Here is a 24,552-nt window from a genome sequence, read left to right as displayed (position 1 = left end):
CAGCCCTATCGCTGAACAGATCGAGTGTCATGGAGCAGTTCCTGATGATTGCCGCCGCGCATTTTCTCGCTTTGCTGTCGCCCGGGCCGGATTTCTTCCTGGTCACACGTACCGCCATGAGCGTCGGCTGGCGCGTTGCCACTGGCGCGTGCCTGGGGATTGCCCTGGCCAATGGCGCCTTTATCCTCGCCGCGCTTGCCGGGCTTTCAGCCCTGCGCCCGGACAGCACGCTGTTCGTTGTCATTCAAGTGGCCGGCTGCAGCTACCTGCTGTACATCGGCAGCCTGTTCATTCGCCATGCCGGCAGCAGTTCCCTGGCCGCAATCGATAACAGCCCGCGATCCACTGCCCGGATGTCCTGGTGGCAAGGGCTGGGCATGGGGTTTCTATCGGGCATCCTCAATCCCAAGAATGCGTTGTTTTATGTCAGCCTGGCGAGCATGGTCAGTTGCACCAGTCTTGGCTGGAAGCTGTTCTATGGCCTGTGGATGTTCAGCGTGGTCCTGGCCTGGGATGTGCTCGTCGCCGTGGCCATCGGCAACCTGCGGGTACGGCGTCGGTTTTCACGTTCGCTGCCTTGGCTGGAAAGGGTCTCAGGTATCGTGCTGATTGCCCTGGCCCTTGGCGTCATCCTGCATCTACTGTGGCGTTGACCAGGCTGAGCGTGTCCAGCGCCAACAGACTGAAGTGTCCACGCGACCAGCCACCGGTATCGATGTGCCAGATGTTGCCCAGCACCCGCATGGCATGCAACGGGGTGTGACCGACGATCAACGCGCGCAGGCCGGCAATCGGCCGCTCATCATCCACTTGCAGCCGCCGCCGGGACCACTGGCAATAGTCCTGAAGCTCCAACGCTGGCTGCGTCTGCAGTTGCTCGCACAATTCGGACCAGCTGGCACAAGGGCAATCGGCGTGCAGCAAGCCGACCGGCCCGGCGGCTGTCTCGACCTGCAGCGCCAGCGGCATACGCGCAAAACGCTCGGCGAACCGCGCCTGCTCGCTGTCTGGCAGGTCAAGAAACCAGCCTCCGCCCGCCGCACGGTACTGGCCGTAATCCAGCCAGCCGCCGCTCACATGCGTTACCGCCAGTGCCTCGTGGTTGCCTTGCACTGCATGGAACCAGGGTTGTTCCAGCCAGTGCAGCGCATCCGGGCATTCCGGGCCACGGTCCACCAGGTCTCCGACGCTGAACAGGCGGTCCACCGCCGGATTGAAACTGATAGCGTTCAACTGTGCTTGCAGGCGCTGAAAATGACCGTGAATATCACCCACGGCATAATCCCTGCCGCATTGATTGATTGCAAACCGCTCGACCCGACTCACGGTGTTCTCCCTAACCCACCCGCCTTGGCAGGCGTACAATAGAAGCAGTGCAGACACCTGCACCTGGAGGTGAATCATGCGCCCTGTCATGACCTTAGTCGCCCTGAGCCTGTTGGCCAGCACCAGCCTGGCACAAACGCCAGCGGCCTCTTCGGTCGAGGTCAACTACGACAAGCCCGAACACTTTCGCGATGCCAGCCTGGACAGCAACGGCTATGAACGCGGTGCCGACGAGCATGTGATGAAAGAGCTGCGCAGTTATCTGCAGGCCTTGGGCAAGCGCTACCTGCCGCCCGGCCAGAGCCTGCGCATCGACATTCGCGATATCGACCTGGCCGGACGCTATGAACCTTGGCATGCCCAGGCCTACTCCATACGTTTCATGCGCGACATCACCTGGCCCAGTATCGACCTGCACTACGTGCTTTCGCAACAAGGCAAGGAGCTCAGCCAGGCCGATGCGCGGGTAACCGACAAGTTCTACCTGCAGCGCCCAGGCCGAAGTGCCAATAGCGACCGGCTGTACGCGGAAAAAGCCATGCTCGAAGAGTGGTTCCGCAAACAGTTCGCCGTGCAGCAGCAGACATCGTCCTGAACCGAACGCAATACGTGGGGGTCTGAACCTGTGTGAACTGTGCAGAGGACAACTCCAATGGTCACTCACTATAAAGTCGCCGGCCACCTGGCTTGCGGGCACCACGGCAACAACCTGATTTCGACCCGTGAACTTAACCGCGTCAAATGCCGCAGTTGTCGCAACACGGATGCCTACAAAGAAGCCCGTCGCGAACAGCGTAACGCTGCCCGCCGCGCCGCGCGTAAAGCCAAAACGCAGCCTGCAGCCAATGACTGGCGCGCCGCCTGGGTCGAACGCCTGACCGCCCTGCCCGGCTTGCAGCGCCTGCCCCGGGGCTTTCATGGCCAGGCCTTTGTCTAGCCCGGGCTGCGCAGCAACCTGCCCAGCGCAATGGGCGCTATGAAACGGTGAAAAGGCGCCACCGGCAGCATGTACAGGCGCCCCAGCAGGTTATGCGTGTGCACCACGGTCGACACCGTAATCGCCCCGCGACTGTCGACCGTGGCCGGCTCACTCATTAATGAAATATAGACGTCCAGGTGCTTGTCACGATCGACCAGCAGCACCTCGTCGGGCGTATTGCGGATCAAGGTAAAAATCCCGATCCGCTCGCCCGGCTGATAGCTCGCCGGTTCACGCTGCCGATCCACGCCGGTCAATCGTCCCAGGTCCTTGAGCCCTACTGCCTGCACTAGCCGATTGCGCAACACCATGAGGTTATCGACCCACCTCGGCATGCCCGCCATCAGCGCCAGAAAATGCTCCATTGCGCTACGCCCGGGATTGGCACCGTTGGCCTGGCGGCAGTCGACAAAACTGGCCCCCGCCACCTGTGGGTAGATCAGTGAAATGGATGGAACATCACAACGCATGACTTGCGGATTCATCTGCACGTGTCCTTACGGGCGGGAAGCGAGATTTACTTGCGAAAGAGTGTATCGGGCAGGTGAAACAGTACCAGCGGTAGAGCCTCGGTGATGCATTCAACTATTCTCTACAGGTTGACCCGAGCGTGCTCTACTCGCGTCTACTGGCTGGTTTTATTTCTATCGGGAGAACCGTTATGAACTACCTGGCAGCGATAATCGTCGGTTTGACCCTGGCGGGCAGCGCCATCGCCTCCGACTGTGATGACAAGATCAAAGAACTTGAAAACATCGACAAAACAGCCGGCCAGGGCCTGGCGGGGGGCAAGGTCGAAGACTTCCGCATGTTGCTGGAACAGGCCAAACAAGCGCAGAAGGATGGAGATGAGGCGTTGTGCAATTCTTCGGCAGAACGCGCCCTCGGCATCTATAAGGTAGGCAGGAGCAAGTAGGCTGGAAGTTGCACCTTCAGCTTGCCGCGGGGCGTATAACGTCCCGCGGTGCAGGAACATCCGAGGTAAGACCCGGGCACGGAATCAGGCCGGCACGCCAAGGATGATGTGCGAAGCCTTGATCACCGCAGTGGCGTTTACCCCGGGGGCCAGGCCCAGTTCCGCAACAGCATCGCGCGTCACGATCGAATAAACCTTGGTTCCGCCAGCCAGCTCGATCACCACTTCAGCATTGACGGCGCCATCGTTGACGCTGAGCACTGTGCCCTCCAGGCAGTTACGTGCAGAAAGCCGAATATCGCTCGACTCGGTCATGAGCATCACCCAAGGCGCTTTGACCAGCGCAATGGCCTCTTTACCTGTCGCGACTCCGAGGTTCCTGACACTTTCCATGGTGACCACTGCAACCAGTTGCTCACCACCCGGCAGAGTCAGACTGACCTCGGCGTTAACGGCGCCTTGTTCTACATTGCTGACCTGGCCTTTGAATACGTTGCGTGCACTGACCTTCATGAGAGGACCTTTTTTTTGACTTTCAGGTTAGGTTTTCAACGCATAGTCATGAGAAGCGTAGTATAAAAACAACTATATCGATCCTCACGACTGCGCTTGTAACCAGTCTCCCCCCTCACGCAGGCAAGTTCCCCGTCAGCACCTACTTGGCACGCCCGGCGCACTGGACTTTACTTCAACTGATGTCCCCAGGAGTTTCTTAACGACACTCACTACCGGGAGCACTGCCATGAACACTCCTGTAGTCACGCTGATCGCCGCGCTCTCCGTGGCTGGTGGCTGCTCTACCGACTCACACGTCTACCGCGATCAGCCACTGGTTGCAAAGGTCGAAACAGGCATGAGCAAAGAGCAAGTCCAGAGTATCGGCGGCACGCCATTAGCAATCACGGACCGGACCGTAGTGCCGGGTACGTGTTTCGATTACATGCTCACTCAATCGGGTCAAAAGCAGCCTTACAGCGTCAGTTTCGATGACGCCGGAAAAGTCGACAAACAAAGCTTCATGACCTGTGCCGAGTGGAGTCGCGCGCAGCAGAAATCCAGGGATGCACCTGACAATATGGGCGGCATCGGCGGCTCGGGTTATTAGCGTCCGGCACCTGGACCGGGGTTGCGCGCGATAAAGTCAAAACGGTGCCAATGCTTGAAGCCGTGCATGCACGGGCCATCTTCTTCGTGGACCTGGAACAGCAGCAGTTCCAGGTCCTGGAACAAACCTCGGGCCTGCGCCTCGGCGTGGAAATTCATGAACGTGCGATTTGCCCAATCATCCCGGTCACCGAACAGGTTGCCTGCAAAAACACCGCCCGGCGCTAATGCGGACACAACAACCGACCACAGTTTGGCGAAGTGCTCGGGGTGACAAAACGGTAAAGCCATACCCGCGTAAACCAGCGCTGCCGGAGGCATCGAGTACAACTCTTCAAACGGTTGCGCTACTGCCCGCAACTGACCGCTCGGGAAGCCTTGCCCGGTCTCTAGCACACGATTGATCGCCGCTTCCTCTCGATCGATCGCCAGCACATTCCAGCCGGCCTCAAGCAGGAATCTACTGTCGTTGCCTGCTCCACAGCCAAGATCCACTGCTTGCCGATTTGCGTTGTCGGCGCTGACAAAACTCAATGCCGAGCGAAGCAGTGCAGACCCCGGACGATCCTTATGGTGCTCGTAGTAGGCTTGCCACTGGGAAGACCTGCCGGTGGGTTGCATTCCTTTGTCCATGTCCATTTCCCTGACTTATCAGTACTTTGATTTCAACATCTTATCCGCAAGCCTCCCATATTCAAGCAAACTTCCACTTGCCAGTAACGGGGTGCGCGGCAACAATACATACACTACGTATGAATAGTCATGCCGACCGTATGCAGGGATAAGACTCATGGTTCGCCGCACCCGCACCGAGATGGAAGAAACCCGTGCCACACTGCTGGCAACCGCGCGCAAAGTCTTCAGCGAACGCGGTTACGCTGAAACTTCAATGGATGACCTTACCGCACAGGCGGGTCTGACCCGTGGCGCGCTCTACCACCACTTCGGCGACAAGAAGGGGCTGCTGGCGGCGGTAGTGGAGCAGATCGACGCCGAGATGGATGCACGCCTGCAAGCTATCTCCGACACTGTCGGTGACACCTGGGAAGGCTTTTTCCAACGCTGCCAAGCCTATCTGCAAATGGCGCTGGAGCCAGAAATCCAGCGCATCGTGCTGCGTGACGCCCGGGCAGTGCTGGGTGGCGCATCGCCAGATGCGCAGCGCCATTGTGTGGAGTCAATGCAATCGCTGATCAACAAGCTCATCCAGCAAGGCGTGGTGGCCGAGGCCGACCCGCAAGCACTGGCATCGTTGGTCTATGGGAGCTTGGCCGAAGCGGCATTCTGGATCGCAAATGGCGATGACGGCGATACAAGATTGCAACGCAGTAGTGCTGCGCTGGAACTGTTGCTGCGAGGGTTGTTGGTCAAACCCTAACAGCGCATGCGGAGTCAGTACAAGGGCATCTGCCCTCCCGCGCTATCCGCCATCGCACTGGTTTGTCAGTCCTGATCTGTCAGCTCGCAGACCCCATTCGCACCGCCCTTGCCGGTGTAGGACACATCAGCCGAGCCATCGGGCTTGATGCTAAGCGAGACCGTCACCCCGCTGCCTTTAGCCTCGAAATAGTTGTCGTTGAATTTCTTCAGCGTCGCCTCTTTACCATTGATGTAGATCGGGCCGCCTTCATCGGCGTGTACTTCAATGTTCCCTGGGCAGGTTGCATTCACCAGCGGGATGGCCGCATTGGCAACCCCCGCAGCGGATACCAGCAAAGCACCCAACAATAGCTGTTTCATCGAGCCACCTCCTGACTCGGCCAAGTGCCGAAACATCAGCAATAGCCCACCTCCGTGAATTGCGCCACCCCAGCGTCAACCTGGCGCTCGACAGCATCTCGAGCCTGCCGAGGGTTTGACGGGAGGTTTCAGGCAACTCTTCGACGCCGGACACGCCGAAGTACGCCAAAAGCGACATTCGGCAACATCATGATTGCGAACATGCCCCAGAAACCGACCTGGCCTTCACCATGAAGGTAGCCACCCAGTGCGATGAACGCCAACGTGAGCATGAACTGAAGCGATACGAATTTCTCTAGACCTCTCACCCTAACTCCTTAGATTCATTAGTAAACGCCTCAGGATTCTACAGCCTGCAGCGCGGGCATGGCGCGCTATTGCCGTGCCGCTCCCCGCTCAGGACTCATCAGCGAGCCGAAAACGGAACTCCGCGGGAGCCCCTGGAGCCTTGAAATATGACTCCTCGACATGCAATGCGCCACAAAGCTGGCAATTGAAAACTTGCCAATCGGTTTTGCCGTCGTGGCGTAATTGAACTTCAGTTTCCTTGCCGCATTTTTTACACGTCAGCTTTTGATTCATCGCATGGCTCCACCCCCACCCTTTAACTGTAGCCGCCTCTTCTCAGGTGCAGATAGGTATCGCTCTGACGCGCTCGGCCCTTTGCCCAGTTTGATGCCGCGTGGACCGAAAAGGCCCCGGATCACTAGACCTAACACCGGAAAAATCACGATGCCGAGAACCCATAGGAGCGAACCAACGACCACACCGCTCCTCCGGTTCTTATCGATCTTGAAGCGAGAACCGGAAAAAGGCGGGATGTGGATCAGAGCGCCAAGTGGTACAATCGCGCCCTTCAAGCTCGCGCTCACGGCGTTGAGCATCCGTGAACGTCGTCAGTACGACACGCGCCACACCTACGCAACCATGTGCCTTATGGCTGGGATGAACCCCGCGTTCATCGCGAACCAGCTCGGCCATAGCGTCGAGATGTTGCTCTCTACTTACGCAAAATGGATCAGCTCCTCCTCGGATTGGAGGGAGCTGGAGAAGCTGCCGGCTAGCGTCTGATTGGCCCAGAATTGGCCCAAAGCAGACGACGGCACCTAAACACACCTCTGGAACCCCCGCAGGATAAGCACTTGATTTCTACCGCTAACATCACCATGCGCTAAAGCATGGGTGTTTAGTGGGTGTGGTGAGTAGGTTTTACAGGGCCAAATCCCCCTGCCTCCCCCTCAAATACTCACCTGCTGGTCCGGAAATTGGTCCGGCAGGGTTTGAGTTCCATTCATGCCGATTCGGCATATCACTGGCATTCTGCCGACCGAACACACATCAACTATTTGAACTCTCGACGACGGCCGGAGCGCTCTTGTCCATCGTAGATCGACAGCCGTACGCGGGGCCAGGATCGTCTCATCACGATAGACGCGCAGTCCACTGATCAGCACCCTCGCAAAACCTATACTCAGTCCTCCCGCACCAACTTTTAGTCCCATTCCTATTTGCTTCATTTTTGACGCTGGTAGCATTTCCCCTAGGATCGATGGGAGCCCCTCCCCGTCTCCGGAGTTGCGGTGCGGCACAAGCTCAACGACCAGGAGCCAAGCGTTGCTCCGGTTTCCAGCTCCAGCGATTCAACAACTTACAACGGTAGATCATGCGCCGCCCCCAATACGGATAGTTCGCAGTGCGGGTGCCGCCACGGTGCACGAGATAAAGGTATGAACATGGGTACGCTGATTAAACTGGTACTGGCGGCGGGTGCCTTGTGGAGCATGGCCACTTCAGCCATGGCTGTTACCTGCAAGTATGAAAGTATCGAGCCGCCTGACGGCACAATGCCGTTGCAGATTTCGGCGATCACCGTAGGCCGGGACGTGCCGTTGGGCACAGAGGTGTTTCGTCAGACTTTCATGGTTGCTGCAAGCCAGAGGGCTACAGTGATTTGTGAGTTTGCTCCATTCCAGAGAGGATTCGAGTACACGGTCAGTGCCGTGTACACAAAGGCCAACTGGTCATCGGGCCCTTACGCCAACAAGGTCTACAAGACCGATATCCCTGGTATAGGAGTGGCGTTCAAGAATGAACGGGACGGTGTGTTGCCAATGACCACGGGTAAAAGCCCCGTCACTTGTACTGCGGGTTACCGATGTGTCCAGCCCGTGTCGCATGAAAAGTCCTCCTTCGAGCTGATCCTGATCAAAATCAGCGATGTCAGCCCCGGTTTGCTTCGCGGTAACCGTTTGCCTCAACTCACACTGCAGGGCATCTTTGGCGACGCGCGGATGTTGCTCTACAGGGTGAACCATTCGGGGAACATTCAAATCGTAGCTAACACCTGCAAAACCCCCGATGTGGTGGTACCGATGGGTACACATCTGAGCAAAACCTTTACAAGGGTCGGTAGTGCTACCGGTTGGAAAGACTTCAACATTACCTTGAACAACTGTCCCCCCTTCCATGGCACCTATGCAGAGGACGCTTCAAGCTGGATTTCACAAGGGGGCAAAAAACCGGGCGGTGACGGATATCCTGGATACCCTACCCAGAACAACTTGCAGCTGCGCATCGATCCGGCTCGCCCTGCGATCAACGCCAGCAACGGAGTGCTCAGCCTTGACCCGAGCGGATCCAGCACGGCACCCGCAGCAACAGGTATTGGTGTGCAGATCGCCGACGGTAACAGCATCCCGCTGCCGCTGGCTACGGTGCGCGACTCCAACGTTTATTTGCGTGACTACGAGTCCAACTACACCATCCCCTTGCGCGCCCGGTATCTGCAGACATCAAGCAAGGTCACGCCAGGCCCAGCCAATGCATCGGCAGTTTTCACCCTGTCCTATCAGTGATCAGGGAAGCACAGGAAAGTGATACAGCACCTGCCGTAGATTGGCAGGCCCTACAGCTCGTCGCCCTGAACTTTTTAGATTCGACCTATCTCGACTACTGTATATCCAAACAGCATAGATAGGTGACACCGTGATCATCGAAGACGACAGCTTTTCGCTGGGCATTCCCACGCCCATGGAAATGCTCGAGCAACACGCGCTCCTGCTTCAGGGAGAGAACGAACAGCTGCAGCACGACCTTTCCCGGGCACGAAAGAGCATCGAGAAGCTGGTGGTGATCAACCAGGGCCAAGCCGAACAGATCACTCAGCTAAAAGGCAAGATTGAGCGGCTGACCTGGGATGTATCCAATCTTCACGTAGAGAATACTGAGTTGAAGAACAAGCAGCTTGGCGGCTGCTCATCAACTTGGGGCGGCGTGCCACCAGGTGGAAAGGCGGTCAATGAAGCGGGTGAGTAGGCGCGCCGAGCGCTCGCCGCTGGTACTCCTGAACAGCCTCCATGAGGGACTCAGCCTCAAGCCGCAGGCCCTCCACCTCTTCCGCAGACGTCAGGGAGTTTCGGGCTTCGTGATACCGGCGCATAGCGTCCATTGCCTGCTGCATTAGCGGCTCGCCGACGGCGATCTTTTCTTCCAAGTCATCCATGGACCAGCTCCCTATTATCAAGTCTAGGCAGTATAGGATTCAAGTAATTGGAGTACCCATTCCTTCCTGCAAACGGACAATTCAGCTCCAACTCCCAACGGCAGCTATCGGCCAATAGCAGTCAGTCCAAGAGAGTCAAATTTTTACTCGATAAAAGATGAGCTATCTTTTCAGCGACTCACCTGCCGCAAGTGACCGCCATCAAGTAAGGATGCTTCATGAATCGATTGCCCCGTCGCCACTCTGTTTTTGCGCTGACGCTCATTACCACACTCACCGCTACAGCCTTGCTAACGACCCAGAGTTACGCCGCCGATGCCCCTGTCGCCGGGCCCATAGCGGGTACCAAAGTTACCGAGCCGTATGTAAGGATGATGGCGCGTGAGGCGTACTTCTGGGGTTGGCCGATGGCCAATATCTTCAATCGTCGCCAGGCGTTCAGAGACCTTCCCGAGCCGGGGTTGATGGGCGGCATCGTCCCGGTGGCGCCGATCAATCAGCTGTCGATGTTGAGCGATTACATCGATCCGGGCGAGCGCCTGGTGGCCTGTCCAAATCAGGACGTAGTGTACGGCGCTGGTAGCATTGCCTTGGACATTGAGCCAGTGGTGCTGCAAGTGCCGGATTTTGGCAACAGGTTCTGGGTGTATCAGGTGGTGGATCTGCGCTCCGACAGTTTCGCCGAGCTGGGCAAAATGTATGCGACCAAACCCGGCTTCTACTTACTTGTCGGCCCGGACTGGAACGGCAAGGTCCCGGCCGGCATCACCAAAGTGTTCCGTGCCCGCACCAACACGGGTTTCGTGATTCCCCGCGTGTTCCAGGACGACACCGCCGCCGACCGCGAAGCCGTGCAACCAGCACTGGCCGGGATAGACATGTACCCGCTGTCCAAATACGACGGCAAGGTCAAGAAACGTGACTGGAGCAAACAGCCGAAATTCCCTGCCCAAGAGCAAGGCACAGCCGAAACCAAATGGGTGACGCCGGATAAGTTCTTCGACGAGTTACCTACGCTGCTCGAGGACGCAAAACCGCTGCCGGGCGAGGAAGCTCGCTATGCGCAAATGGCCGCCTTGAGCGCCATTGCCAAGTCCGATCCGCAACTCAGGACAGCCATGATCGACGAAGCGAAAAAAGCCGACAGCGAAGTGATTGATCCTCTGTTGCAGTTCCGCAATTACGGCCTAAAGCTACCAGACCACTGGAGCACCATCAGCAACGGCGCTGCGTTCGGCACCGATTATTTCAGCCGCACTGCCGTCGCGCGCTCGAACATTTTCGTCAACCAACAGAAAGAGACCAAATACTTCTATCAGGATCTGGATCAGGCCGGTGCACGCCTCAATGGCCAGAATGGCTACAGCGTGACGTTCGCAAAAGGCAAGCTCCCGCCGGTGAAGGGCTTCTGGTCGCTGACGCTTTACAACGAACATCATTTCTTCTCCCCAAACGATCTCGCGCGTTACTCCATCGGCACCAAGAACAAATCCTTGCAAGCAAACACAGACGGCTCGCTGACCATTTATGTGCAAAGCGAATCACCCGGCAAAGAAAAGGAAAGCAATTGGCTGCCCGCTCCGAAAGACGCGGATTTCTCGCTTTACATCCGCGCCTACTGGCCAGAGGCCGCTGCGCTCAACGGGCAATGGACCCCGCCTGCCGTCGTGAAAGCTAACTGATCAGAAAAGGACCTGGACATGAAAGCAGCAGTTAAAACCCTGACGGCGTTGGCTTTGGGTATTTCAATAAGCCTTAACACCCAAGCAGCCACTCATTATGAGCAGCTCGCCGACCTGCCGTTTACCGGGGGGTATCCAACCCTGGAAGGTGTGGCGCAGTTGAAGAATGAGTTGTTGTTCCAGCGCGCCGTGCAGTCTTACATCTGGGCACTGCCTGCGTTGAACATGTACGGCATGAAAGAAGGGTCGGAGAAGACGTTCGGCGCAGGCTACAACGTTTTGCCGATCTGGAAGGACCGGCTCAACGCCAAGACCCAGGTCACCACGCCGAACTCCGATGTGATCTATGCGATGGGCTACCTCGACCTGAAGCAGGACGGGCCGATGGTCATTGAAGTGCCCCCGGGTTTGCAGGGCATTCTTGACGACTTTTTCCAGCGCCCGATCTGCTCCGAAGGCCCCATCGACGGCCGCCAATGGTGTGGCGATATCGGCTTGCCTGGTCCGGACAAAGGCAGGGGCGGCAAGTATCTGGTGCTGCCACCGGACTACAAGGGTGACGTGCCGCCGGGCTATCTGACCTACCGCTCGCGCACCTACGGCGTGTTCGTGTTCTGGCGTGGCTTCTTCAAAGACCCGGCCCAACTGGAGGGCCCCGTCAAGGTCATGGAACAGACGCGCATCTACCCGCTGGGCAAGCAGGCTTCGGCTAAAGCAATGGAGTTCCCGAACGCCTCGAAAACCCCGGCCAACATGCTCTATCCCACCAACGGCAGTGCGTTCGACATGCTCTCGCGCTTCATTGATCATGAGTACGTTGATCCGCACGATATGGAAATGCGCGGTATGCTCGCCGCCCTAGGGATCGTCAAGGGCCAGCCGTTCAAGCCGGATGCCGCCACCCGCGACCTGCTCGATAAGGCTGCGAAAACCGCCAGCAAGATCGGCCACGCCGTCTCCTATACTCCGCAAACCATCGTGGCCGATGGCACTTGGTATCCAGATCGCAAGTGGCTAAACGTTTTCCCCGGCAACGCTACGTTCACCGCGGACACCTTCAATTTCATCGACCCTCGCACCGGTTTCTTCACCAATGCCTACTCCGCCAGCCCGGGCATGGCGGTGAACATGGAGAACGTCGGCGCCAAGTACCCGGCCACCTTCGTGGATTCCAAAGGTGAGTTCCTGTCGGGTAGGAGCAGCTACACGCTCAATCTGCCTAAAGGCATTCCTGCGGCGTTGTTCTGGTCGGTCACGGCCTATGACTCGATTACCGCGTCGGGCCTGGATAATGGGCAACCCTTTCCGTCACTGAACACCATGGACAAGCCACTAATGAATGCCGACGGTTCGATCGACGTTTACTTCAGCCCTGAATCACCAGGGCCTGGGAAAAACTGGATTCGGACCCTGCCTGATAAGGGTTTCTTTGTGATCCTGCGACTGTACGGCCCAACGAAGGCATTCTTCGATAAAGCCTGGAAACCAGGCGATTTGCAGAAACGGTAACCACGGGCACCCGTAAGCCGACATGAGCGCATTAGGGCGCTTTTGTCGTGCTCTTGGATCGATCTCTATCGGTAGTCCAAGACAGCGTTGGGTCGGAAGCGGACCTTCCCACAAGCAGCCCCTGCCTCATCTCCTCGCACCAGAATCGAGAATGTGCAGTGGCCACGTTTCATGTGATGGATTGGATCGACTAACCAAGCCCCCTTTAAAACGGCTTACAGAGCATACCCTACCTACCCGTACCAATTTTGTACCACCACGCCGCACTCAGAAACGACGTTCCTAAGCAAACGTCTGCCCAAGTCACCTACCGAACAGACCCCATCACTTGAGAGCGCCCCGGACGAGAAGACGAACGGTGTACTGCTTGCCCTACCCTTCCTTTCGCCGTCTCGCTAGTCTGATATTAATGCTCTCAACAAGATCTGCAGTGGAATCCGCCATGCGACTGTCAGACTTCATCCTCGACAACATGGAAGCTATTTTGCAAGCATGGGAAGAGTTCGCTAGGTCGGTGGATACCCCGATGCCAGATCTCGACAACACGGGCCTGAGAAACCATGCCGAACAAATCTTGAGAGCAGTCGTGCTCGACATGCGTACCTTTCAATCCGACCAGCAACAGATTGACAAGTCCCATGGCTACGGACCTGTCAGCGAAGACGAAACGCCGGCTCAAAGCCATGCAGTGACCCGCTTGATGGCCGGGTTCACTTTAGACCAGATGGTTTCCGAATATCGCGCCCTCAGATCGAGTGTGCTTCGATTATGGTTAGCCCAAGAAAATATGGGTGAAACCCGTCGGACTTCGGATGATATGGTTCGCTTCAACGAAGCGATTGATCAAGCGCTGGTTGAGTCGATCGGGTCCTATGGGCACGCCGTAGAGACGAACCGAAAAATGGTCCTGGGTGTGCTGGGCCATGACCTTCGCTCGCCTTTGAGTGCAGTGACGATGGGTGCCGACCTCTTACGTAAATCGAAAAAGTTGTTCGACCGCGAAAAAGCAATTGCAACCCAGGTTGCAATAAGTGTTCGCAATGCCAATCAGATGGTCAACGACTTACTCGACTTGGCGCGATGCAACCTCGGAGCAGGTCTCCCGATCAAGGGAGAAGTCACTGAATTGCATTCCATATGCCAAGGTATCGTAAACGAACTTCGCGCCGGTCATCCTCAAGCGCAAATTGTATTTACTGACACTGAAAAGGTCGTTGGCCTGTTTGATCCTGCACGGATGGCACAGGTTTTCTCCAATTTGATCGGCAATGCACTGCGTCATGGCGATCTGCAGCACCCCATCAAAGTCACCCTGAAAGGGGATGGAACTTCGGTGTTCTTTAATGTGTTAAATTTCGGCGAGCCGATTCCTCCCGACACAATACCTATTCTCTTCAGCCCCGAAGGCCGTTACTCCAGGTACACGGACGATAATCGTGGAGAGACTGTTGGGCTGGGTTTGGGTTTATTTATCGCGAGTGAGATTGTTGCGAGACACGACGGAAAAATAGAAGTGGACTCTACTCTCGAGCAAGGAACGGTTTTCCGCGTATCGTTACCTATCTTCTAGTATTTAGTGTCGACCGGTTGCCCGCTCTTTTCAGCTCAGCGTGTAACTTCAAGCACGTAGGCTTGGCAAGCCTGCAGCGCTTTCAATCCTTCGTCACCGTCACCGGTGATGGCGACAATTCGTTGAGCAGCCGCTGGGTCAAGTTCGCCTCGCGCGGCGCCATGAACCACGCCGCCGGCGCCGGTGGTGGCTGGCACCACACTGCCACTACTCGGGGCGGCGAGTTGGACTGACAGCCGGAGATCAGAAGTAGCGAGGCGATCGCGTAGGCGAGCCTGGGAGGCTTGAGCATTTGTCAGCTCCTGGTGGTAGGTTTTGTCATTGGCCTGCAGCCGATCCTCAAGGGCTCGGCGCCGGGACTGCTCGGTTTCCTGCCAGTCGACCACTGCAACAGCGGCAGCCTCTCGCTCGCGCTGGTAGGCGTTGGCCTGCCGAGCGCTCTTCGCCTGCCACTCGGCATTCATGGTTGAGCGACCGTGCTGATAGGTACCCCATAAGGCAGCGAGCACCAGGGCCAGCGACAGGGTGGCTCCAATCGTGCGAGCGCCGATCACGCCAGCCTCCCGCCGGCGGCGATGAAGTGCGCCAGCAGGTCATCCAGCTTGTGCTCGCGCTGGCCGTATCCCGCACCCGGAAGGCTGGCCCAGATGTTCTTGCACTTCGTGATCGCCGACTGGATACGGCCGGCATGCACATCAGGTAGCGCGCCACGCTCCTTGATCAATTGCAGCACCAGCTTGTCCTGGCTGACAGGGCCGAAGTCGGGAAGCTTCAGCAGGTCGCGGTAATGCGGCCAGTAGCGCTGCAGCTGCTGGTAGCGGCCGGCAGCAGTCGACTTCAGGCCTTTGGTGTTCACGGTAACCAGTACGCCCGGGTGACTGGCATAGCTCTTAAAGGTGTTGGGGCTGTCGATACCGCCAACGATAACGTCGTAGCCATCGTCGCGGCTGTGCTTGCTGGTGGAGGTGCCTTCCGACCAGGCGAGCATGTCGAGGAAGGCGAGCGCATTCTTGCTGCCCGCCAGTGAGTCTGAAATACGAGCCATAGCTTTCTCCAGGCAAAAATAAACCCGCTCGATGGCGGGTGCTGTGGGTGCGGTAGATTTCAGGCCGGAGGCGTTGGCCAGTCGATGGTGCCGGGGTAGCCCAGCTGGTCCGGTACGCGCTTCAACGCGATGCGGTATTTCTTCCAGGCGGAGAGCTTGGCTGTTTCGGCTTCGGTGGCCTCATCGAGATCGACAGCATCCTGTAGCGCAGCAATGGCATCGTCGGCCACGTCACGGCGCGCAGCAGTCTCCGCAGCAATCTGGGCGAGGTGCTCCTCGGCGACGGCTTGGTCTTTCATGGCCTGGGTGAGGACCTGGGACCAGTCGATCACACCATTCACTGCTGGCTGTTGAGGAGTGCCAACGTCAAGACCTGGAAGCTGCACAGGGCCGTCTGCGGGATTGACGATATCGACCGGGAATCGAGCAAACTCCGGAGCATCAGCAGCATGGGGAAGCATGAGCGTGACGACCAGATCGCCGTTGGCACGATCCACGGCTTGGTTTATCCACTCACTGCCAATAGCTTCGGCAGGCAGCGTTGCGCCATCTTCGAGCCGGGAGAAATCCAGCGATACGCCATTGACGGTCAGGGTATCGCCCTTCTTGATGACCGCCAGACCGGCATCCGAGCGCACTGGGGAAAACTTGATAATCATCAGTACCACCTCCCTATCGCAACTATACGAGCACCGACCGCCTGGGCGACCGTATCGCTATTCCTGATCGCCACCCTTGTCTGGACGAAAGTGTGTGATGAGCCGTTGTCGCAGTAAGCGGAAACCGGTCCAATTGCGCTGGTGAAGTTCAGCGTTGCTGCAGGGATAACTATTGGGGCCCATCCGAATGACACTGGATAGGTCCATACAAAGCCTTTGTAGCCTCCGGGGGCTAAGCTTTCTGGGGGCACCTCCATGCTGGCTATAAGCGTTCCATCAGCGAACTTGATATAGGTACCGTTTGCGTTACTGCCCTTCTCAAATATTGCACCGCTAGGGGTGCCACCAGAAACACTGATCGTTCCGACGATGTCGGCAACGGCTGCCGACTTCAGTTGCAGGCCGCTGCGTGCCAGCGCCGGAGTAGTGCCGCCTGTGCCTCCTTTGACCACGGGCACCACGTCCTCAGTCGAGACCGAACCCAGGCCAGCGAGCGTGCTGCCCCAGTCGTTGACGAATTGCCGCAAGCGGTCAGCGGACTCCTTCACGTAGCCCTGCATAGGCGCCAGGCCGTACGTGCCGCCGCTCACTGTCGAGCCTTGATAGGCCGGGAGAATGCTTAGCACCGTAGCGCTCGCAATGTTGGTCACTTCATACCAGCGACCATCAGGCCCTTGAAGCGCGTCGCCCACCCGGGTGTTTACTGAAAATGCGGTGCCGGTACCGGTCACCGTATTTTGGCCTGCCGTGATCGCGACAGTGCCTTGTCTGTACCAGGACATGAGTTGTTCCTTCGGAGAGGTTTCATTGGGCGAGAGGCAAACAGTGTTCGGCCGTTTGCGGTCAACCCGAACATTTGCTGCGAATGCAGAATCAGTACCGGTCACCGTGTCTTAGCCGGCCGCCACTGCGACCGCATCTGCTTTATATTAAGGAATTGCTCAAACCACTAAAGCTCAGTTGGTGTATCTAGAAAAAGGGAACTTACAGATCGCGACTGTAAACTGAGTATTGTTTGTGCCTTGCCAATACCAATATCCCAATGCTGTAATCCGCTGGCAAACCAGACGTAGATTTGGCGCCCAGCCTGTCCAAATATTGAAATAAGCATATTTAGCGTTGTCTGTAAACCAGTTCACCCCCCGATCCATGGCTGAAATACAGATATAATCGTCCTCATCAATAGTTACGTTCGGACTGAACGACCTAAAATCTGTTGTGTCCGAGGTCATTACCCAAGAGTTTGCAAATTTACCATACTTGACGATTTTATCTTTAGATGTAAACAAAGGGACACCATGTTGATCCCAAATATTCATACCGTACCCACCAACTTGTACATCATCCGAGAACTGGCACACCACGTAGTCTAGCGTGTGGTCTTGGAGTGGGTTTATCCCGTTGGCGCCACTGTCAAGCTGGAATCCTGTCCAGTTACCAGGACTCCCTACGACAGTGACGTAGACGCCAAGAGTGTGGTGTGATGCGCTTCGCATCTTGACAAAAATCTGAGGCGGTTCTTGTGTCCGAATTGGAGTTGCGAAGTACGCACGCCCTTGCCCAGATGAATCAATATACTTGGATGTGATCCGTATAGTTCCCCTTTCAGAAAATACCAACAATTTAAACACGCTGGAGATTGTAACGGAGCTCTGTCCATTTACTGCCTGAAATCCATACTCATCCATCAGATGACCCTCACGGCTTCTATGACCGTAGCACAGGCCCGCTCAATCCACTCGTCAATGTAATTACTGCCAACACCTGTCGGGCGACGGCGATTACAGTATGTATAAATTGCAATAGACGACCCTCCCAACTCCCGATATGTCGGGAGGACGCCCCAATCACTAATTTGTCCGTTCTGCGGATTACCTGCATAAACCTTAGGAGTGAGAATAAGGAAGCATTTGCCTGGCTCGTAGCCAGGAATATTCCAAGTAATATAATCAGTCCTTGTTCCTTTTCCTGATTTCATGCCACCGGAAGTTGCAGGAATATCCATAGATGCAATCTTACTTAGCGTAAAGTCTGTCATATCTAGAGTGGCAATATTAATCTCGCTTCTTATCTCCACCCCATAAATCATAAATTTCCCTCAGTAAAGTTTACCGACAGCGGTTCGGCGAACGTCATTGGCGTCGTACACGTACATGCCGCCGTTATTGATCAGAAGACTGCCGTCTGCGTCCTGGCCGCGGAAGGTGAAGGTGCCGTTCACCATATTCAGCTCGATCAGGGGTCGGCCCTGTGCGTCAACAGCCTGAGACCGTAGCGTCATACCCAGGATGATTTGCTGGATGAACGCGGTGTTGATGAATGCCTGATTGATGAACACCTGACCGCCCTGAACCACGAACGGCGAGGACAATGTGCCATTGATTCCGTTGACCACTGCGAACCGGTCGGCTGAGACCAGGAACTGGCTCTGCAGACCGGCCGGCCCGTTCTCGATGCCCAAGCCAATGCCCGCGGCCACATACTGGCCTTGAGCGTTGACCTGCATCTTGACCGACCACATGGTGCTCGCCTTACCTTCCAGCGTGGCGAGGGCCTGAGTGGTCGTCTGAACCGCTGCGCTTGTCTTCACGACCTCCCCATTGGTCTTGTCCAGGGCAGTATTGAACGAGGCTTCAAGCGTTTCGGTCTTACGCGTGATGGCCTCATCACGAGAGGCAGTTGCCTTCATCTCCACCGCGAAGGCTGCGGTCGAATCCCACTGCTGCAGCGCGCCGGCCAGGTCGCCCTCGGCGTTGTCGTCACGATAGGAGGCGCGCAGCGCTTGCAGGCTTTCGGCGGTCGCCGAGACCTTGCCGTCGACCTCGGTGATCTTCGTGGTATTGGTGTTCACCTGCTGCGCAAGGCCGTTGGCCGACTCGACGGATTGACCGACATCAGTCCAGAGCGCAGGGTTGGGCGGTGCATTGCCGCCTCCAGGATCTGCAGCTACATCCTGTCGAGCCTGGTAGATACGCTCATCGACGATAACCATCTGGCCGGCCGTGTAGGCCTGATCTGGGTTGTAGACTTTCAGCCCGTCCAGCATGTCGATCTGATCCTGCAGGCCGTCGATTTTCTCGATCAACTCCTGGCCGAGTTCCGTTTCTCCGATCTGCCCGGCGATCAGGTCGAGAATCGGCGAGGCATCCGTACTGGATATTCCCTGCACGGCATTCGGCGCCACCGGAAACCATGGCCCAATGTTGCCGGTACGGTCCACCAGACGCGCCCAGAAGAAAAACGACACGCCAGCAGCCAGACCCTGCAGCTTGTAGTCGCACTGCGGGTAGGCCAGATCGGTGAGCTTTGTGGCAGCCTCCAGATTGTTACTCGGGCTGTACCAGATCTCTGTCCGCTGGGTGTCCTCGGCGCCAGCAGGGAAGCCCCACTTGAGGCCGATAGCGAAAAGCTCGCTGGAGGCCGTCAGGTGGGTGACCGCGGGCGGCGTTCCTTCCTTGCCCTTCAACTCAGTCAGGTTGGAGCTCTTCCAGGTCGACGAGATGTCAAAGGCGCTGACCGCCCGCACCCGGGCCATGTAGGCGCCAGCGTAGATCCCAGTCACATCGACCGAGGTCGACCCGGTGCGCTGCACCTTGATCCAGTTGCCGTTGTCCTTGCGCCACTCCACGTCATAGGCCACGGCGCCGTTCACGGCCGGCCAGGCTATGGTCATGGTGCTGACCGCGATCCCCTGGTCCACGGCATAGTTCGACGTGAGGGTCACGCTCGCCGGTGGCGGAACGACAGTTATCGGGATCACGCTGATCAGCCGCTCTTCCAGGCGAGCGCCGGTGTCGATGTGCGCGAACTTGCTTGGGTTGAACTCGAGCGCGGTGATCTCGTAGTCGCCCTCGGTGGTACGCGCCGTCTTGAGCACGCGGAACAGCTGGATAGCTAGATCGTCTGCGTCGATTGCCCACTGCAGCTCAGGTTCCGGCACCACGCTGTAGGCCGTGGCTACCGTAACGGCACGGCCATTGACCGACGCAACAGTGCGGCCCTGGGCGCGGCCGTTGGGTAGGTTGATGATCAAGCGGTCGCCGGCCTTGATCTGCGTATCGCGATCAAGTGTGACGACTCTGCCCACTGCAGCAGCAATCCGCCCCCCATTCGGGCGGCCTGCGATCAATTCATCAGCCACAGGAATCACGTAGCCCGGCAGCGGAATGCGCCCCTCCATACCAGTCCTGAAGGTCACAGTGCGGTCCTGATCGTTGCTGAGCAGAATCCACTTACCACGGCGCTGGGCTTCTGATACCCGGGTGCAGCCGATGGCCGAAATCTCGATCGGTCGGTCCCGGTACCGACGCTGCAGGGCCAGGTCGGTGACTGGGATCACGTCGGTGTCGTAGTTGTTCGCCGGATTGTCGTAGCTCACCAAGGCCCGACTGTAGTGAGTGTTCTTCTCGGCGCCACCATAGGTGAACTCGCCGTCGATCACGTTGGAGCGGGTGAACACATAGTCGATGTCCTGCGAGCGCGGCATGTCAGCCTGCATGAACAGCGAGCCATGAGCCCAATACACCATGCCACGGTAGATTGCAGACAGGTCGCGCAGCAGGGTCCAGGCCTCAGCCCGACCCTGCAGGTTCATGTCGCACAGGAAGCGCGGCTCTTCGCCACCAATCCCGTCCGGCACAAGCTGGTCGCAGTACTGGGCGATCCGATACATCTCCCACTTGTCGACCATCCAAGACTTGATGCGCTTGCCCAGACCGAAGCGATCTTCCACACACAGGCCATAGGTAACGAATGCCGGATTGTTGGTCCAAGCCTGCTTGAAGGTGCCATCCCACACCCCGGTGTAGGTCCGGGTCAACGGCTCGTAGTTCGCTGGGACCGGCCACTTCCGGGCCTTGCACTTCACCGTGACGGCCGGAATGTTCTGGAACTGCTGCGCGTCGAACTCGATATAAAGCAACGCAGTGTTCGGATAACGCAGCTTACGATCAATGATCTCGGTGTAGCCCGCGATGGTCATCGTGTCGGCGACGGTGCCCGAGCTCTGGTTCGGGGTGATACGCCGGACGCGGATCATCCAGCCGCTGGTGGCCTTAGGCAGATTCACCCGCACAGAGCGCTGGTAACCGATGGTGGTCTTGCCGTCCACTGCGCCCAGCTGCACCTGCTGATAGGCGCCGCCGTCGGTGGCGACATCAATGGCATACTCGATGCGGTAGCCATTGGTGTTGCCACCACTGTCCTGACTGGCCAGGCGCGGCCAGCTGAAGCGCAGGCGCACGGCCGACAGCTGGGTGTTACTGAGCGCCCGGGACCATGGGTTATCACTGCGCAGTTCGACGTTGACTGTGGTCTCGTTCTCGATCGCTGGGATACCCGGGATATGGCTCTGCTCAATGCTGCCAGATCGCCAATCCCACTTCACATTCGGGAAGTTGATGTTGCCACTGGAGTCCTGAATGGGCGTATTGTCGAGGTAGATGTCCCGGGCGGTCGGCGTTCCTTCAAACTCCCCTTCACCCACCGCAATCAGGATCTTCGCCAGGTTCGTCGACTGCAAGCTGTCGGGCGCTTCGGTCGGCTGCTTAGGCTTGCTACCGCCGCCCTTGGCCCCATGGATATCCAGGTTTTGTGCTGCGCCCATGCTTTCCTCCAGACAATAAAAAACCGCCCGAAGGCGGCCTGCTCTACACGTTCACGCTATGTCTTGTCCTCGGCGTAGATGGATGCCGAGATGATCGCACCGCCCCACCGGCGCTCACCGATGCAGATCGGCACCGGGTTGCCGCTGGCAGTGGTGTTCTTGGCGCTGCCGAAGGCGTAGGACGGTAAGTTTTCTGGTGCAGCGCTTTGAGACAGGCCTTTGGCCTGAGGGCTGAGCATCTGGATGACGCCACCAGCGGTTAAAGCTATGCCAGCACTTAGCAGGGGGGCACCAAAAGGGGTTGCAGCCAAGAAGGCGCCAGCCACAATCAGAGTGATCCCAATGATCGTTTGTAATAGCCCGCCTCGCTTGCTGCCGCCGATTACCGGAACGATACGAACCTCTCGTGTGCCGCCACGGGCAAAATCTTCGTGTCCGACGTTTTTTCGGTTTCGGAATACAGCAAAACATAATCCCAGCTGGTCCAGGCGCCGGATTTCTTCCTCGAAACCAGGCAGCGTGGCTTTCAACGCCTTAAATACCTCCCACGTTTCTCCGCTATCAATCTGGCGGCGGTGGGTACGACCAAATCTTTGGGCAAGTGACCCAGATAACTTGATAGTAGTCATCGGCGCTTGGACGAGAACTGTTGCAGCCATAGCCGACCCTCTTCATAAAAAAACCGCCCGAAGGCGGCTTTGTCAGTTGTAGTCGATATAGGGGCCTATGAAGACTCCACTCATATCACCACTGATTCTGTAAATGCTTTCCTTACCTTCCTGCACACTACCGCTGATGGATCTGACAGCCATGCCAGCGCACAGCCCCGAGTCGGCAAGACCAATCCCAAGATTCGGCTGCCCGACTGGAAGAAAGAAGCTTGCTCGCTCGCCTGTTCCAATTTTTGCTGCTTTCCTGCCATCGACATAAACGACAACATCACAACCAGAGCCAAGCGCGCCTGAGTCTCGTACCACAGTCACTTTTCCGCTGCCTCCAGCAGGCTTCGACTGAAATGCGTACAGTTCATTGCTGGAAACCGGCTCTGCCTGCAACAAAGGCGTCGCAGACGTGGCACACCCAGCCAGCAACGCCAGCCCAACCGCCCCAATCAGAATTCGCATGTGATCCCTCCATGTTGATGGCGGGAAATCTAACACCATCCGTAGAAAGCGCCAAAACCTGCCTCGTGCCGCCCTTTTCATGGATAAATCAACAGCTCCATCCAGCCCTCAGTGATGCCATAATAGTGGCCCGCTCGTACTCAATACCGCAGTAAGCCACAACTGGAATATAAAATGGACATAGCGTCAATACCACCAACAGTATTCGTAGCTCTTGGAGTGATAACCGCTGCACTTCTGACCGGTTTTTTCTCTTTTATGAATATGGTGAGCGCCAAGGAAAATAAAGTGTCTGAGTTTCGTCTCTCTTGGGTTGATGGCCTAAGAAACGAGATTGCAGAGTACACATCTGCCGTTCAGGAATTAGTGCGCGTCACTAACCGCTTCAATGCTGAAGACCACCACACAGATAAAGAGCGCCACTCTTTAAAAATAGAGTGGTATAAGGAAACACGAGAGGCGTTTTCCAGAGCAATTGAAAGCCTAAGCAAAATTCAACTTAGACTAAATCCAGAGCATATCAAGAACCATCCAGACAGCCCTGAAGCCAAATTAATGAACGCGATAGCTTCCGCCAGAAACGCTTCAAAGGCTGGCGATTTTAATGGTGCTCTAAACCATTGCACCGACATAAGGGAGGCCGCATCACCAATACTCAAAAACACTTGGGACTTAGTAAAACGAGGTGAAATTGGCTACCAGAAAACCAGAAAATATGCGCTATACACTATAGTCGGTGGTTTCTACATGATTTTTACTGTTGGGATGGCCATTGGAATAAGCACCCTAATTTCAAATCAAGAACAAATAATGCGTGAAATTATACAAAAAATTAAGAGCGACTCTGAAGAAAACCCTAACCTTTCAAAAAAACAAACTGAACACATCTCACCCGGTACACCTTAACGGCAAATAACGTCCCGATGACGCAATACAAGGCGCGTCCGATCGAGCCATGGCCCGCCGAACACGATGATTTCTGATGGCCTACCGTAGAGGTGGTGCAGCAGGAATGGACCCTGACCGAATACCTGGACCTGCTCGTCAGGTAACGCAGTGTGCCGCCCCGGAACGAGGTCGAAACGTAAAGCGATCCGCCTTTGCTGAACACCAATTCGCCCGCGGCATCGTTGCGCGCTGGGTTGGCCGCCTTGATCTCTTTCGGCAGGTTGTCGTAGGCGTACTTCACTTTCTCCCGGAACAGGCGCTTGGCGTCGTTCAGGGTATGGGCGATCAGGGCGCACTTGGCCGCCTCGAACAGTGCAGCATCCAGCTGGACGATACAGACCAGGGTCGTGAACCCAAGCTGCCTGGCCTTCAGGATGATGTTCCGGGTGTGCATCCCCTGGAAGTAGTCCACCTGCTCCTGCGTCATGCGGAAGCGGACCTTCTTGCCCTGCTTGTCAGTGATGAAGTAGAGGTTGTTCAGCCGCCAAAACCGATCCCGGAGCAGTTTCATGTGCTCGGGCTTCATGGTCAGGCATCCTTCGATAGTTCATCCATCAGCTGAGACAGCTCGTCTGCGTCTTTCGACTGCTCCTTGTCGTCCAGGCCGAATGCAGTGCGCTCGAGCACCTGCAGGTTCTTCATCGCCGAGGACAACTGGAAAAGGGTCTTGGCGTTGCTCGGCAGGGCGACCGCTGCGAGCATCGAGCTACGGCGAAATCCGCTCTCATCGTCGGCCGTCTCGTCAGCGATGGCGTCCTCGATCTCCTCGCGGCGCTTGATCGTGGTGAGCAGGTCATCCATGAGCAGGTTCGCAAGGTTCGTGGCCTTGCGAATGTCACGGCG

The 24,552-nt window shown here is 56.9% G+C and carries 29 protein-coding genes and 3 pseudogenes; 13 read left to right on the top strand and 19 right to left on the bottom strand.

The features are described from left to right. Positions 1-29 precede the first annotated feature (29 nt). Positions 30-653: a LysE family translocator gene (locus ACO6VD_RS19830; RefSeq protein WP_422421458.1), complete on the top strand. Its 624-nt coding sequence runs from the start codon at positions 30-32 to the stop codon at positions 651-653. Here ACO6VD_RS19830 and ACO6VD_RS19825 read toward each other — a convergent pair. Then, a complete protein-coding gene (locus ACO6VD_RS19825) occupies positions 628-1,326 on the bottom strand; it encodes a metallophosphoesterase (RefSeq protein ID WP_422421456.1) in 699 nt (232 codons plus the stop codon). The genes ACO6VD_RS19830 and ACO6VD_RS19825 overlap by 26 nt on opposite strands. Positions 1,327-1,402: 76 nt before the next feature. Here ACO6VD_RS19825 and ACO6VD_RS19820 point away from each other — a divergent pair, with 76 nt between their 5' ends. Together ACO6VD_RS19820 and ACO6VD_RS19815 are read left to right on the top strand one after the other, a co-directional pair. Beyond that, positions 1,403-1,921 carry a DUF3016 domain-containing protein gene (locus ACO6VD_RS19820; protein ID WP_422421454.1) on the top strand — a complete coding sequence of 173 codons (519 nt, stop codon included), beginning with the start codon at positions 1,403-1,405 and terminating at the stop codon, positions 1,919-1,921. 57 nt (positions 1,922-1,978) lie between these two features. Next, the gene (locus tag ACO6VD_RS19815; protein ID WP_422421452.1) at positions 1,979-2,263 is read left to right on the top strand and encodes a hypothetical protein; all 285 of its coding nucleotides are present in this window, start codon (positions 1,979-1,981) and stop codon (positions 2,261-2,263) included. On the opposite strand, the gene ACO6VD_RS19810 is transcribed toward ACO6VD_RS19815, so the two are convergent. After that, positions 2,260-2,790, bottom strand: coding sequence for a DUF2867 domain-containing protein (locus ACO6VD_RS19810; protein ID WP_422421451.1), 531 nt, complete (start codon positions 2,788-2,790; stop codon positions 2,260-2,262). The two genes, ACO6VD_RS19815 and ACO6VD_RS19810, sit on opposite strands and share 4 nt — an antisense overlap. 176 nt (positions 2,791-2,966) lie before the next feature. Here ACO6VD_RS19810 and ACO6VD_RS19805 point away from each other — a divergent pair, with 176 nt between their 5' ends. Then, positions 2,967-3,221 (top strand): hypothetical protein, encoded by a 255-nt coding sequence (locus ACO6VD_RS19805; protein ID WP_422421449.1) that lies wholly within the window; start codon positions 2,967-2,969, stop codon positions 3,219-3,221. Positions 3,222-3,305: 84 nt separating this feature from the next. On the opposite strand, the gene ACO6VD_RS19800 is transcribed toward ACO6VD_RS19805, so the two are convergent. Further along, complete coding sequence (locus ACO6VD_RS19800; protein ID WP_422421447.1) at positions 3,306-3,734, bottom strand: TOBE domain-containing protein; 429 nt, start codon at positions 3,732-3,734, stop codon at positions 3,306-3,308. A gap of 229 nt (positions 3,735-3,963) precedes the next feature. On the opposite strand from ACO6VD_RS19800, the gene osmE reads away from it, so the two are divergent. After that, the gene (gene osmE, locus ACO6VD_RS19795) at positions 3,964-4,326 is read left to right on the top strand and encodes an osmotically-inducible lipoprotein OsmE (RefSeq protein ID WP_422421445.1); all 363 of its coding nucleotides are present in this window, start codon (positions 3,964-3,966) and stop codon (positions 4,324-4,326) included. Here osmE and ACO6VD_RS19790 read toward each other — a convergent pair. After that, positions 4,323-4,958: a class I SAM-dependent methyltransferase gene (locus ACO6VD_RS19790; RefSeq protein ID WP_422421443.1), complete on the bottom strand. Its 636-nt coding sequence runs from the start codon at positions 4,956-4,958 to the stop codon at positions 4,323-4,325. The genes osmE and ACO6VD_RS19790 overlap by 4 nt on opposite strands. Before the next feature lie 157 nt (positions 4,959-5,115). On the opposite strand from ACO6VD_RS19790, the gene ACO6VD_RS19785 reads away from it, so the two are divergent. Further along, on the top strand, positions 5,116-5,703 hold the full coding sequence (locus ACO6VD_RS19785) for a TetR/AcrR family transcriptional regulator (RefSeq protein ID WP_422421441.1): 588 nt from the start codon (positions 5,116-5,118) through the stop codon (positions 5,701-5,703). Positions 5,704-5,768: 65 nt separating this feature from the next. Here ACO6VD_RS19785 and ACO6VD_RS19780 read toward each other — a convergent pair whose 3' ends face one another. Next, a complete protein-coding gene (locus tag ACO6VD_RS19780) occupies positions 5,769-6,065 on the bottom strand; it encodes a hypothetical protein (RefSeq protein ID WP_422421439.1) in 297 nt (98 codons plus the stop codon). Between the two features lie 396 nt (positions 6,066-6,461). Further along, on the bottom strand, positions 6,462-6,647 hold the full coding sequence (locus tag ACO6VD_RS19775) for a hypothetical protein (protein ID WP_422421438.1): 186 nt from the start codon (positions 6,645-6,647) through the stop codon (positions 6,462-6,464). A gap of 237 nt (positions 6,648-6,884) precedes the next feature. On the opposite strand from ACO6VD_RS19775, the gene ACO6VD_RS19770 reads away from it, so the two are divergent. From ACO6VD_RS19770 to ACO6VD_RS19760, 3 genes are all read left to right on the top strand, one after another. Continuing rightward, positions 6,885-7,136: an integrase gene (locus ACO6VD_RS19770; protein WP_422421505.1), complete on the top strand. Its 252-nt coding sequence runs from the start codon at positions 6,885-6,887 to the stop codon at positions 7,134-7,136. Between the two features lie 662 nt (positions 7,137-7,798). Then, the gene (locus ACO6VD_RS19765) at positions 7,799-8,920 is read left to right on the top strand and encodes a fimbrial protein (protein WP_422421436.1); all 1,122 of its coding nucleotides are present in this window, start codon (positions 7,799-7,801) and stop codon (positions 8,918-8,920) included. 130 nt (positions 8,921-9,050) lie between these two features. Then, positions 9,051-9,380 (top strand): hypothetical protein, encoded by a 330-nt coding sequence (locus ACO6VD_RS19760; RefSeq protein ID WP_422421434.1) that lies wholly within the window; start codon positions 9,051-9,053, stop codon positions 9,378-9,380. On the opposite strand, the gene ACO6VD_RS19755 is transcribed toward ACO6VD_RS19760, so the two are convergent. Next, positions 9,361-9,567, bottom strand: coding sequence for a hypothetical protein (locus ACO6VD_RS19755; RefSeq protein ID WP_422421432.1), 207 nt, complete (start codon positions 9,565-9,567; stop codon positions 9,361-9,363). The two genes, ACO6VD_RS19760 and ACO6VD_RS19755, sit on opposite strands and share 20 nt — an antisense overlap. Positions 9,568-9,785: 218 nt before the next feature. On the opposite strand from ACO6VD_RS19755, the gene ACO6VD_RS19750 reads away from it, so the two are divergent. The 3 genes from ACO6VD_RS19750 (at position 9,786) to ACO6VD_RS19740 (ending at position 14,328) form a co-directional block, all read left to right on the top strand. Further along, positions 9,786-11,249 carry a DUF1254 domain-containing protein gene (locus ACO6VD_RS19750; RefSeq protein ID WP_422421430.1) on the top strand — a complete coding sequence of 488 codons (1,464 nt, stop codon included), beginning with the start codon at positions 9,786-9,788 and terminating at the stop codon, positions 11,247-11,249. Positions 11,250-11,267: 18 nt separating this feature from the next. After that, complete coding sequence (locus ACO6VD_RS19745) at positions 11,268-12,758, top strand: DUF1254 domain-containing protein (RefSeq protein WP_422421428.1); 1,491 nt, start codon at positions 11,268-11,270, stop codon at positions 12,756-12,758. A gap of 442 nt (positions 12,759-13,200) precedes the next feature. After that, positions 13,201-14,328: an ATP-binding protein gene (locus ACO6VD_RS19740; RefSeq protein ID WP_422421427.1), complete on the top strand. Its 1,128-nt coding sequence runs from the start codon at positions 13,201-13,203 to the stop codon at positions 14,326-14,328. A gap of 35 nt (positions 14,329-14,363) precedes the next feature. Here the strand turns inward: ACO6VD_RS19740 and ACO6VD_RS19735 are convergent, their stop codons facing one another. The 9 genes from ACO6VD_RS19735 to ACO6VD_RS19695 form a co-directional block, all read right to left on the bottom strand. After that, positions 14,364-14,792, bottom strand: coding sequence for a lysis system i-spanin subunit Rz (locus ACO6VD_RS19735; protein ID WP_422421504.1), 429 nt, complete (start codon positions 14,790-14,792; stop codon positions 14,364-14,366). An 86-nt stretch (positions 14,793-14,878) separates the two neighbouring features. Further along, complete coding sequence (locus ACO6VD_RS19730; RefSeq protein ID WP_422421425.1) at positions 14,879-15,373, bottom strand: lysozyme; 495 nt, start codon at positions 15,371-15,373, stop codon at positions 14,879-14,881. 59 nt (positions 15,374-15,432) lie between these two features. After that, positions 15,433-16,032, bottom strand: coding sequence for a tail fiber assembly protein (locus ACO6VD_RS19725; protein WP_422421424.1), 600 nt, complete (start codon positions 16,030-16,032; stop codon positions 15,433-15,435). Then, the gene (locus ACO6VD_RS19720; protein WP_422421422.1) at positions 16,032-16,814 is read right to left on the bottom strand and encodes a phage tail protein; all 783 of its coding nucleotides are present in this window, start codon (positions 16,812-16,814) and stop codon (positions 16,032-16,034) included. Before ACO6VD_RS19720 ends, ACO6VD_RS19725 begins: the two co-directional genes overlap by 1 nt. A gap of 174 nt (positions 16,815-16,988) precedes the next feature. Further along, positions 16,989-17,720 (bottom strand): hypothetical protein, encoded by a 732-nt coding sequence (locus ACO6VD_RS19715; RefSeq protein ID WP_422421420.1) that lies wholly within the window; start codon positions 17,718-17,720, stop codon positions 16,989-16,991. Then, positions 17,720-18,121, bottom strand: a complete 402-nt coding sequence (locus tag ACO6VD_RS19710; RefSeq protein WP_422421418.1) for a hypothetical protein — start codon at positions 18,119-18,121, stop codon at positions 17,720-17,722. The genes ACO6VD_RS19715 and ACO6VD_RS19710 overlap by 1 nt, the downstream gene beginning before the upstream one ends. A gap of 9 nt (positions 18,122-18,130) precedes the next feature. Beyond that, positions 18,131-21,637 carry a host specificity protein J gene (locus tag ACO6VD_RS19705; protein ID WP_422421417.1) on the bottom strand — a complete coding sequence of 1,169 codons (3,507 nt, stop codon included), beginning with the start codon at positions 21,635-21,637 and terminating at the stop codon, positions 18,131-18,133. 56 nt (positions 21,638-21,693) lie between these two features. Then, complete coding sequence (locus tag ACO6VD_RS19700; RefSeq protein ID WP_422421416.1) at positions 21,694-22,296, bottom strand: tail assembly protein; 603 nt, start codon at positions 22,294-22,296, stop codon at positions 21,694-21,696. Positions 22,297-22,338: 42 nt separating this feature from the next. Beyond that, positions 22,339-22,761: a hypothetical protein gene (locus ACO6VD_RS19695; RefSeq protein WP_422421415.1), complete on the bottom strand. Its 423-nt coding sequence runs from the start codon at positions 22,759-22,761 to the stop codon at positions 22,339-22,341. Between the two features lie 174 nt (positions 22,762-22,935). Here ACO6VD_RS19695 and ACO6VD_RS19690 point away from each other — a divergent pair, with 174 nt between their 5' ends. After that, positions 22,936-23,667 carry a hypothetical protein gene (locus tag ACO6VD_RS19690; protein WP_422421413.1) on the top strand — a complete coding sequence of 244 codons (732 nt, stop codon included), beginning with the start codon at positions 22,936-22,938 and terminating at the stop codon, positions 23,665-23,667. Here ACO6VD_RS19690 and ACO6VD_RS19685 read toward each other — a convergent pair. The 3 pseudogenes from ACO6VD_RS19685 to ACO6VD_RS19675 form a co-directional block, all read right to left on the bottom strand. Then, a pseudogene (locus tag ACO6VD_RS19685) lies at positions 23,664-23,813 on the bottom strand (phage tail protein); the annotation flags it as partial. The gene ACO6VD_RS19690 and the pseudogene ACO6VD_RS19685 overlap by 4 nt on opposite strands. Continuing rightward, a pseudogene (locus ACO6VD_RS19680) lies at positions 23,807-24,235 on the bottom strand (terminase); the annotation flags it as partial. The pseudogenes ACO6VD_RS19685 and ACO6VD_RS19680, both read right to left, overlap by 7 nt. Positions 24,236-24,237: 2 nt before the next feature. After that, positions 24,238-24,552, bottom strand: a pseudogene (locus tag ACO6VD_RS19675) (hypothetical protein); the annotation flags it as partial.

The sequence above is a fragment of the Pseudomonas sp. GZD-222 genome, assembly GCF_049310525.1.
Taxonomy (GTDB): Bacteria; Pseudomonadota; Gammaproteobacteria; order Pseudomonadales; family Pseudomonadaceae; genus Aquipseudomonas.
The sequence above is the reverse complement of the archived record's forward strand: the minus strand, read 5'-3'. Positions and strand labels throughout refer to the sequence as shown.

Excerpts from the sequence above, each read along its gene's own strand:
- ACO6VD_RS19710 (WP_422421418.1), bottom strand. The coding sequence starts at position 18,121 with ATGATTTATGGGGTGGAGATAAGAAGCGAGATTAATATTGCCACTCTA.
- ACO6VD_RS19715 (WP_422421420.1), bottom strand. The coding sequence starts at position 17,720 with ATGGATGAGTATGGATTTCAGGCAGTAAATGGACAGAGCTCCGTTACA.
- ACO6VD_RS19810 (WP_422421451.1), bottom strand. The coding sequence starts at position 2,790 with ATGAATCCGCAAGTCATGCGTTGTGATGTTCCATCCATTTCACTGATC.
- ACO6VD_RS19695 (WP_422421415.1), bottom strand. The coding sequence starts at position 22,761 with ATGCGAATTCTGATTGGGGCGGTTGGGCTGGCGTTGCTGGCTGGGTGT.
- osmE (WP_422421445.1), top strand. The coding sequence starts at position 3,964 with ATGAACACTCCTGTAGTCACGCTGATCGCCGCGCTCTCCGTGGCTGGT.
- ACO6VD_RS19750 (WP_422421430.1), top strand. The coding sequence starts at position 9,786 with ATGAATCGATTGCCCCGTCGCCACTCTGTTTTTGCGCTGACGCTCATT.
- ACO6VD_RS19775 (WP_422421438.1), bottom strand. The coding sequence starts at position 6,647 with ATGAATCAAAAGCTGACGTGTAAAAAATGCGGCAAGGAAACTGAAGTT.
- ACO6VD_RS19805 (WP_422421449.1), top strand. The coding sequence starts at position 2,967 with ATGAACTACCTGGCAGCGATAATCGTCGGTTTGACCCTGGCGGGCAGC.
- ACO6VD_RS19820 (WP_422421454.1), top strand. The coding sequence starts at position 1,403 with ATGCGCCCTGTCATGACCTTAGTCGCCCTGAGCCTGTTGGCCAGCACC.
- ACO6VD_RS19690 (WP_422421413.1), top strand. The coding sequence starts at position 22,936 with ATGGACATAGCGTCAATACCACCAACAGTATTCGTAGCTCTTGGAGTG.
- ACO6VD_RS19755 (WP_422421432.1), bottom strand. The coding sequence starts at position 9,567 with ATGGATGACTTGGAAGAAAAGATCGCCGTCGGCGAGCCGCTAATGCAG.
- ACO6VD_RS19830 (WP_422421458.1), top strand. The coding sequence starts at position 30 with ATGGAGCAGTTCCTGATGATTGCCGCCGCGCATTTTCTCGCTTTGCTG.
- ACO6VD_RS19785 (WP_422421441.1), top strand. The coding sequence starts at position 5,116 with ATGGTTCGCCGCACCCGCACCGAGATGGAAGAAACCCGTGCCACACTG.
- ACO6VD_RS19735 (WP_422421504.1), bottom strand. The coding sequence starts at position 14,792 with ATGAATGCCGAGTGGCAGGCGAAGAGCGCTCGGCAGGCCAACGCCTAC.
- ACO6VD_RS19720 (WP_422421422.1), bottom strand. The coding sequence starts at position 16,814 with ATGTCCTGGTACAGACAAGGCACTGTCGCGATCACGGCAGGCCAAAAT.
- ACO6VD_RS19700 (WP_422421416.1), bottom strand. The coding sequence starts at position 22,296 with ATGGCTGCAACAGTTCTCGTCCAAGCGCCGATGACTACTATCAAGTTA.
- ACO6VD_RS19725 (WP_422421424.1), bottom strand. The coding sequence starts at position 16,032 with ATGATTATCAAGTTTTCCCCAGTGCGCTCGGATGCCGGTCTGGCGGTC.
- ACO6VD_RS19765 (WP_422421436.1), top strand. The coding sequence starts at position 7,799 with ATGGGTACGCTGATTAAACTGGTACTGGCGGCGGGTGCCTTGTGGAGC.
- ACO6VD_RS19745 (WP_422421428.1), top strand. The coding sequence starts at position 11,268 with ATGAAAGCAGCAGTTAAAACCCTGACGGCGTTGGCTTTGGGTATTTCA.
- ACO6VD_RS19800 (WP_422421447.1), bottom strand. The coding sequence starts at position 3,734 with ATGAAGGTCAGTGCACGCAACGTATTCAAAGGCCAGGTCAGCAATGTA.
- ACO6VD_RS19815 (WP_422421452.1), top strand. The coding sequence starts at position 1,979 with ATGGTCACTCACTATAAAGTCGCCGGCCACCTGGCTTGCGGGCACCAC.
- ACO6VD_RS19730 (WP_422421425.1), bottom strand. The coding sequence starts at position 15,373 with ATGGCTCGTATTTCAGACTCACTGGCGGGCAGCAAGAATGCGCTCGCC.
- ACO6VD_RS19705 (WP_422421417.1), bottom strand. The coding sequence starts at position 21,637 with ATGGGCGCAGCACAAAACCTGGATATCCATGGGGCCAAGGGCGGCGGT.
- ACO6VD_RS19740 (WP_422421427.1), top strand. The coding sequence starts at position 13,201 with ATGCGACTGTCAGACTTCATCCTCGACAACATGGAAGCTATTTTGCAA.
- ACO6VD_RS19770 (WP_422421505.1), top strand. The coding sequence starts at position 6,885 with ATGTGGATCAGAGCGCCAAGTGGTACAATCGCGCCCTTCAAGCTCGCG.
- ACO6VD_RS19780 (WP_422421439.1), bottom strand. The coding sequence starts at position 6,065 with ATGAAACAGCTATTGTTGGGTGCTTTGCTGGTATCCGCTGCGGGGGTT.
- ACO6VD_RS19790 (WP_422421443.1), bottom strand. The coding sequence starts at position 4,958 with ATGGACAAAGGAATGCAACCCACCGGCAGGTCTTCCCAGTGGCAAGCC.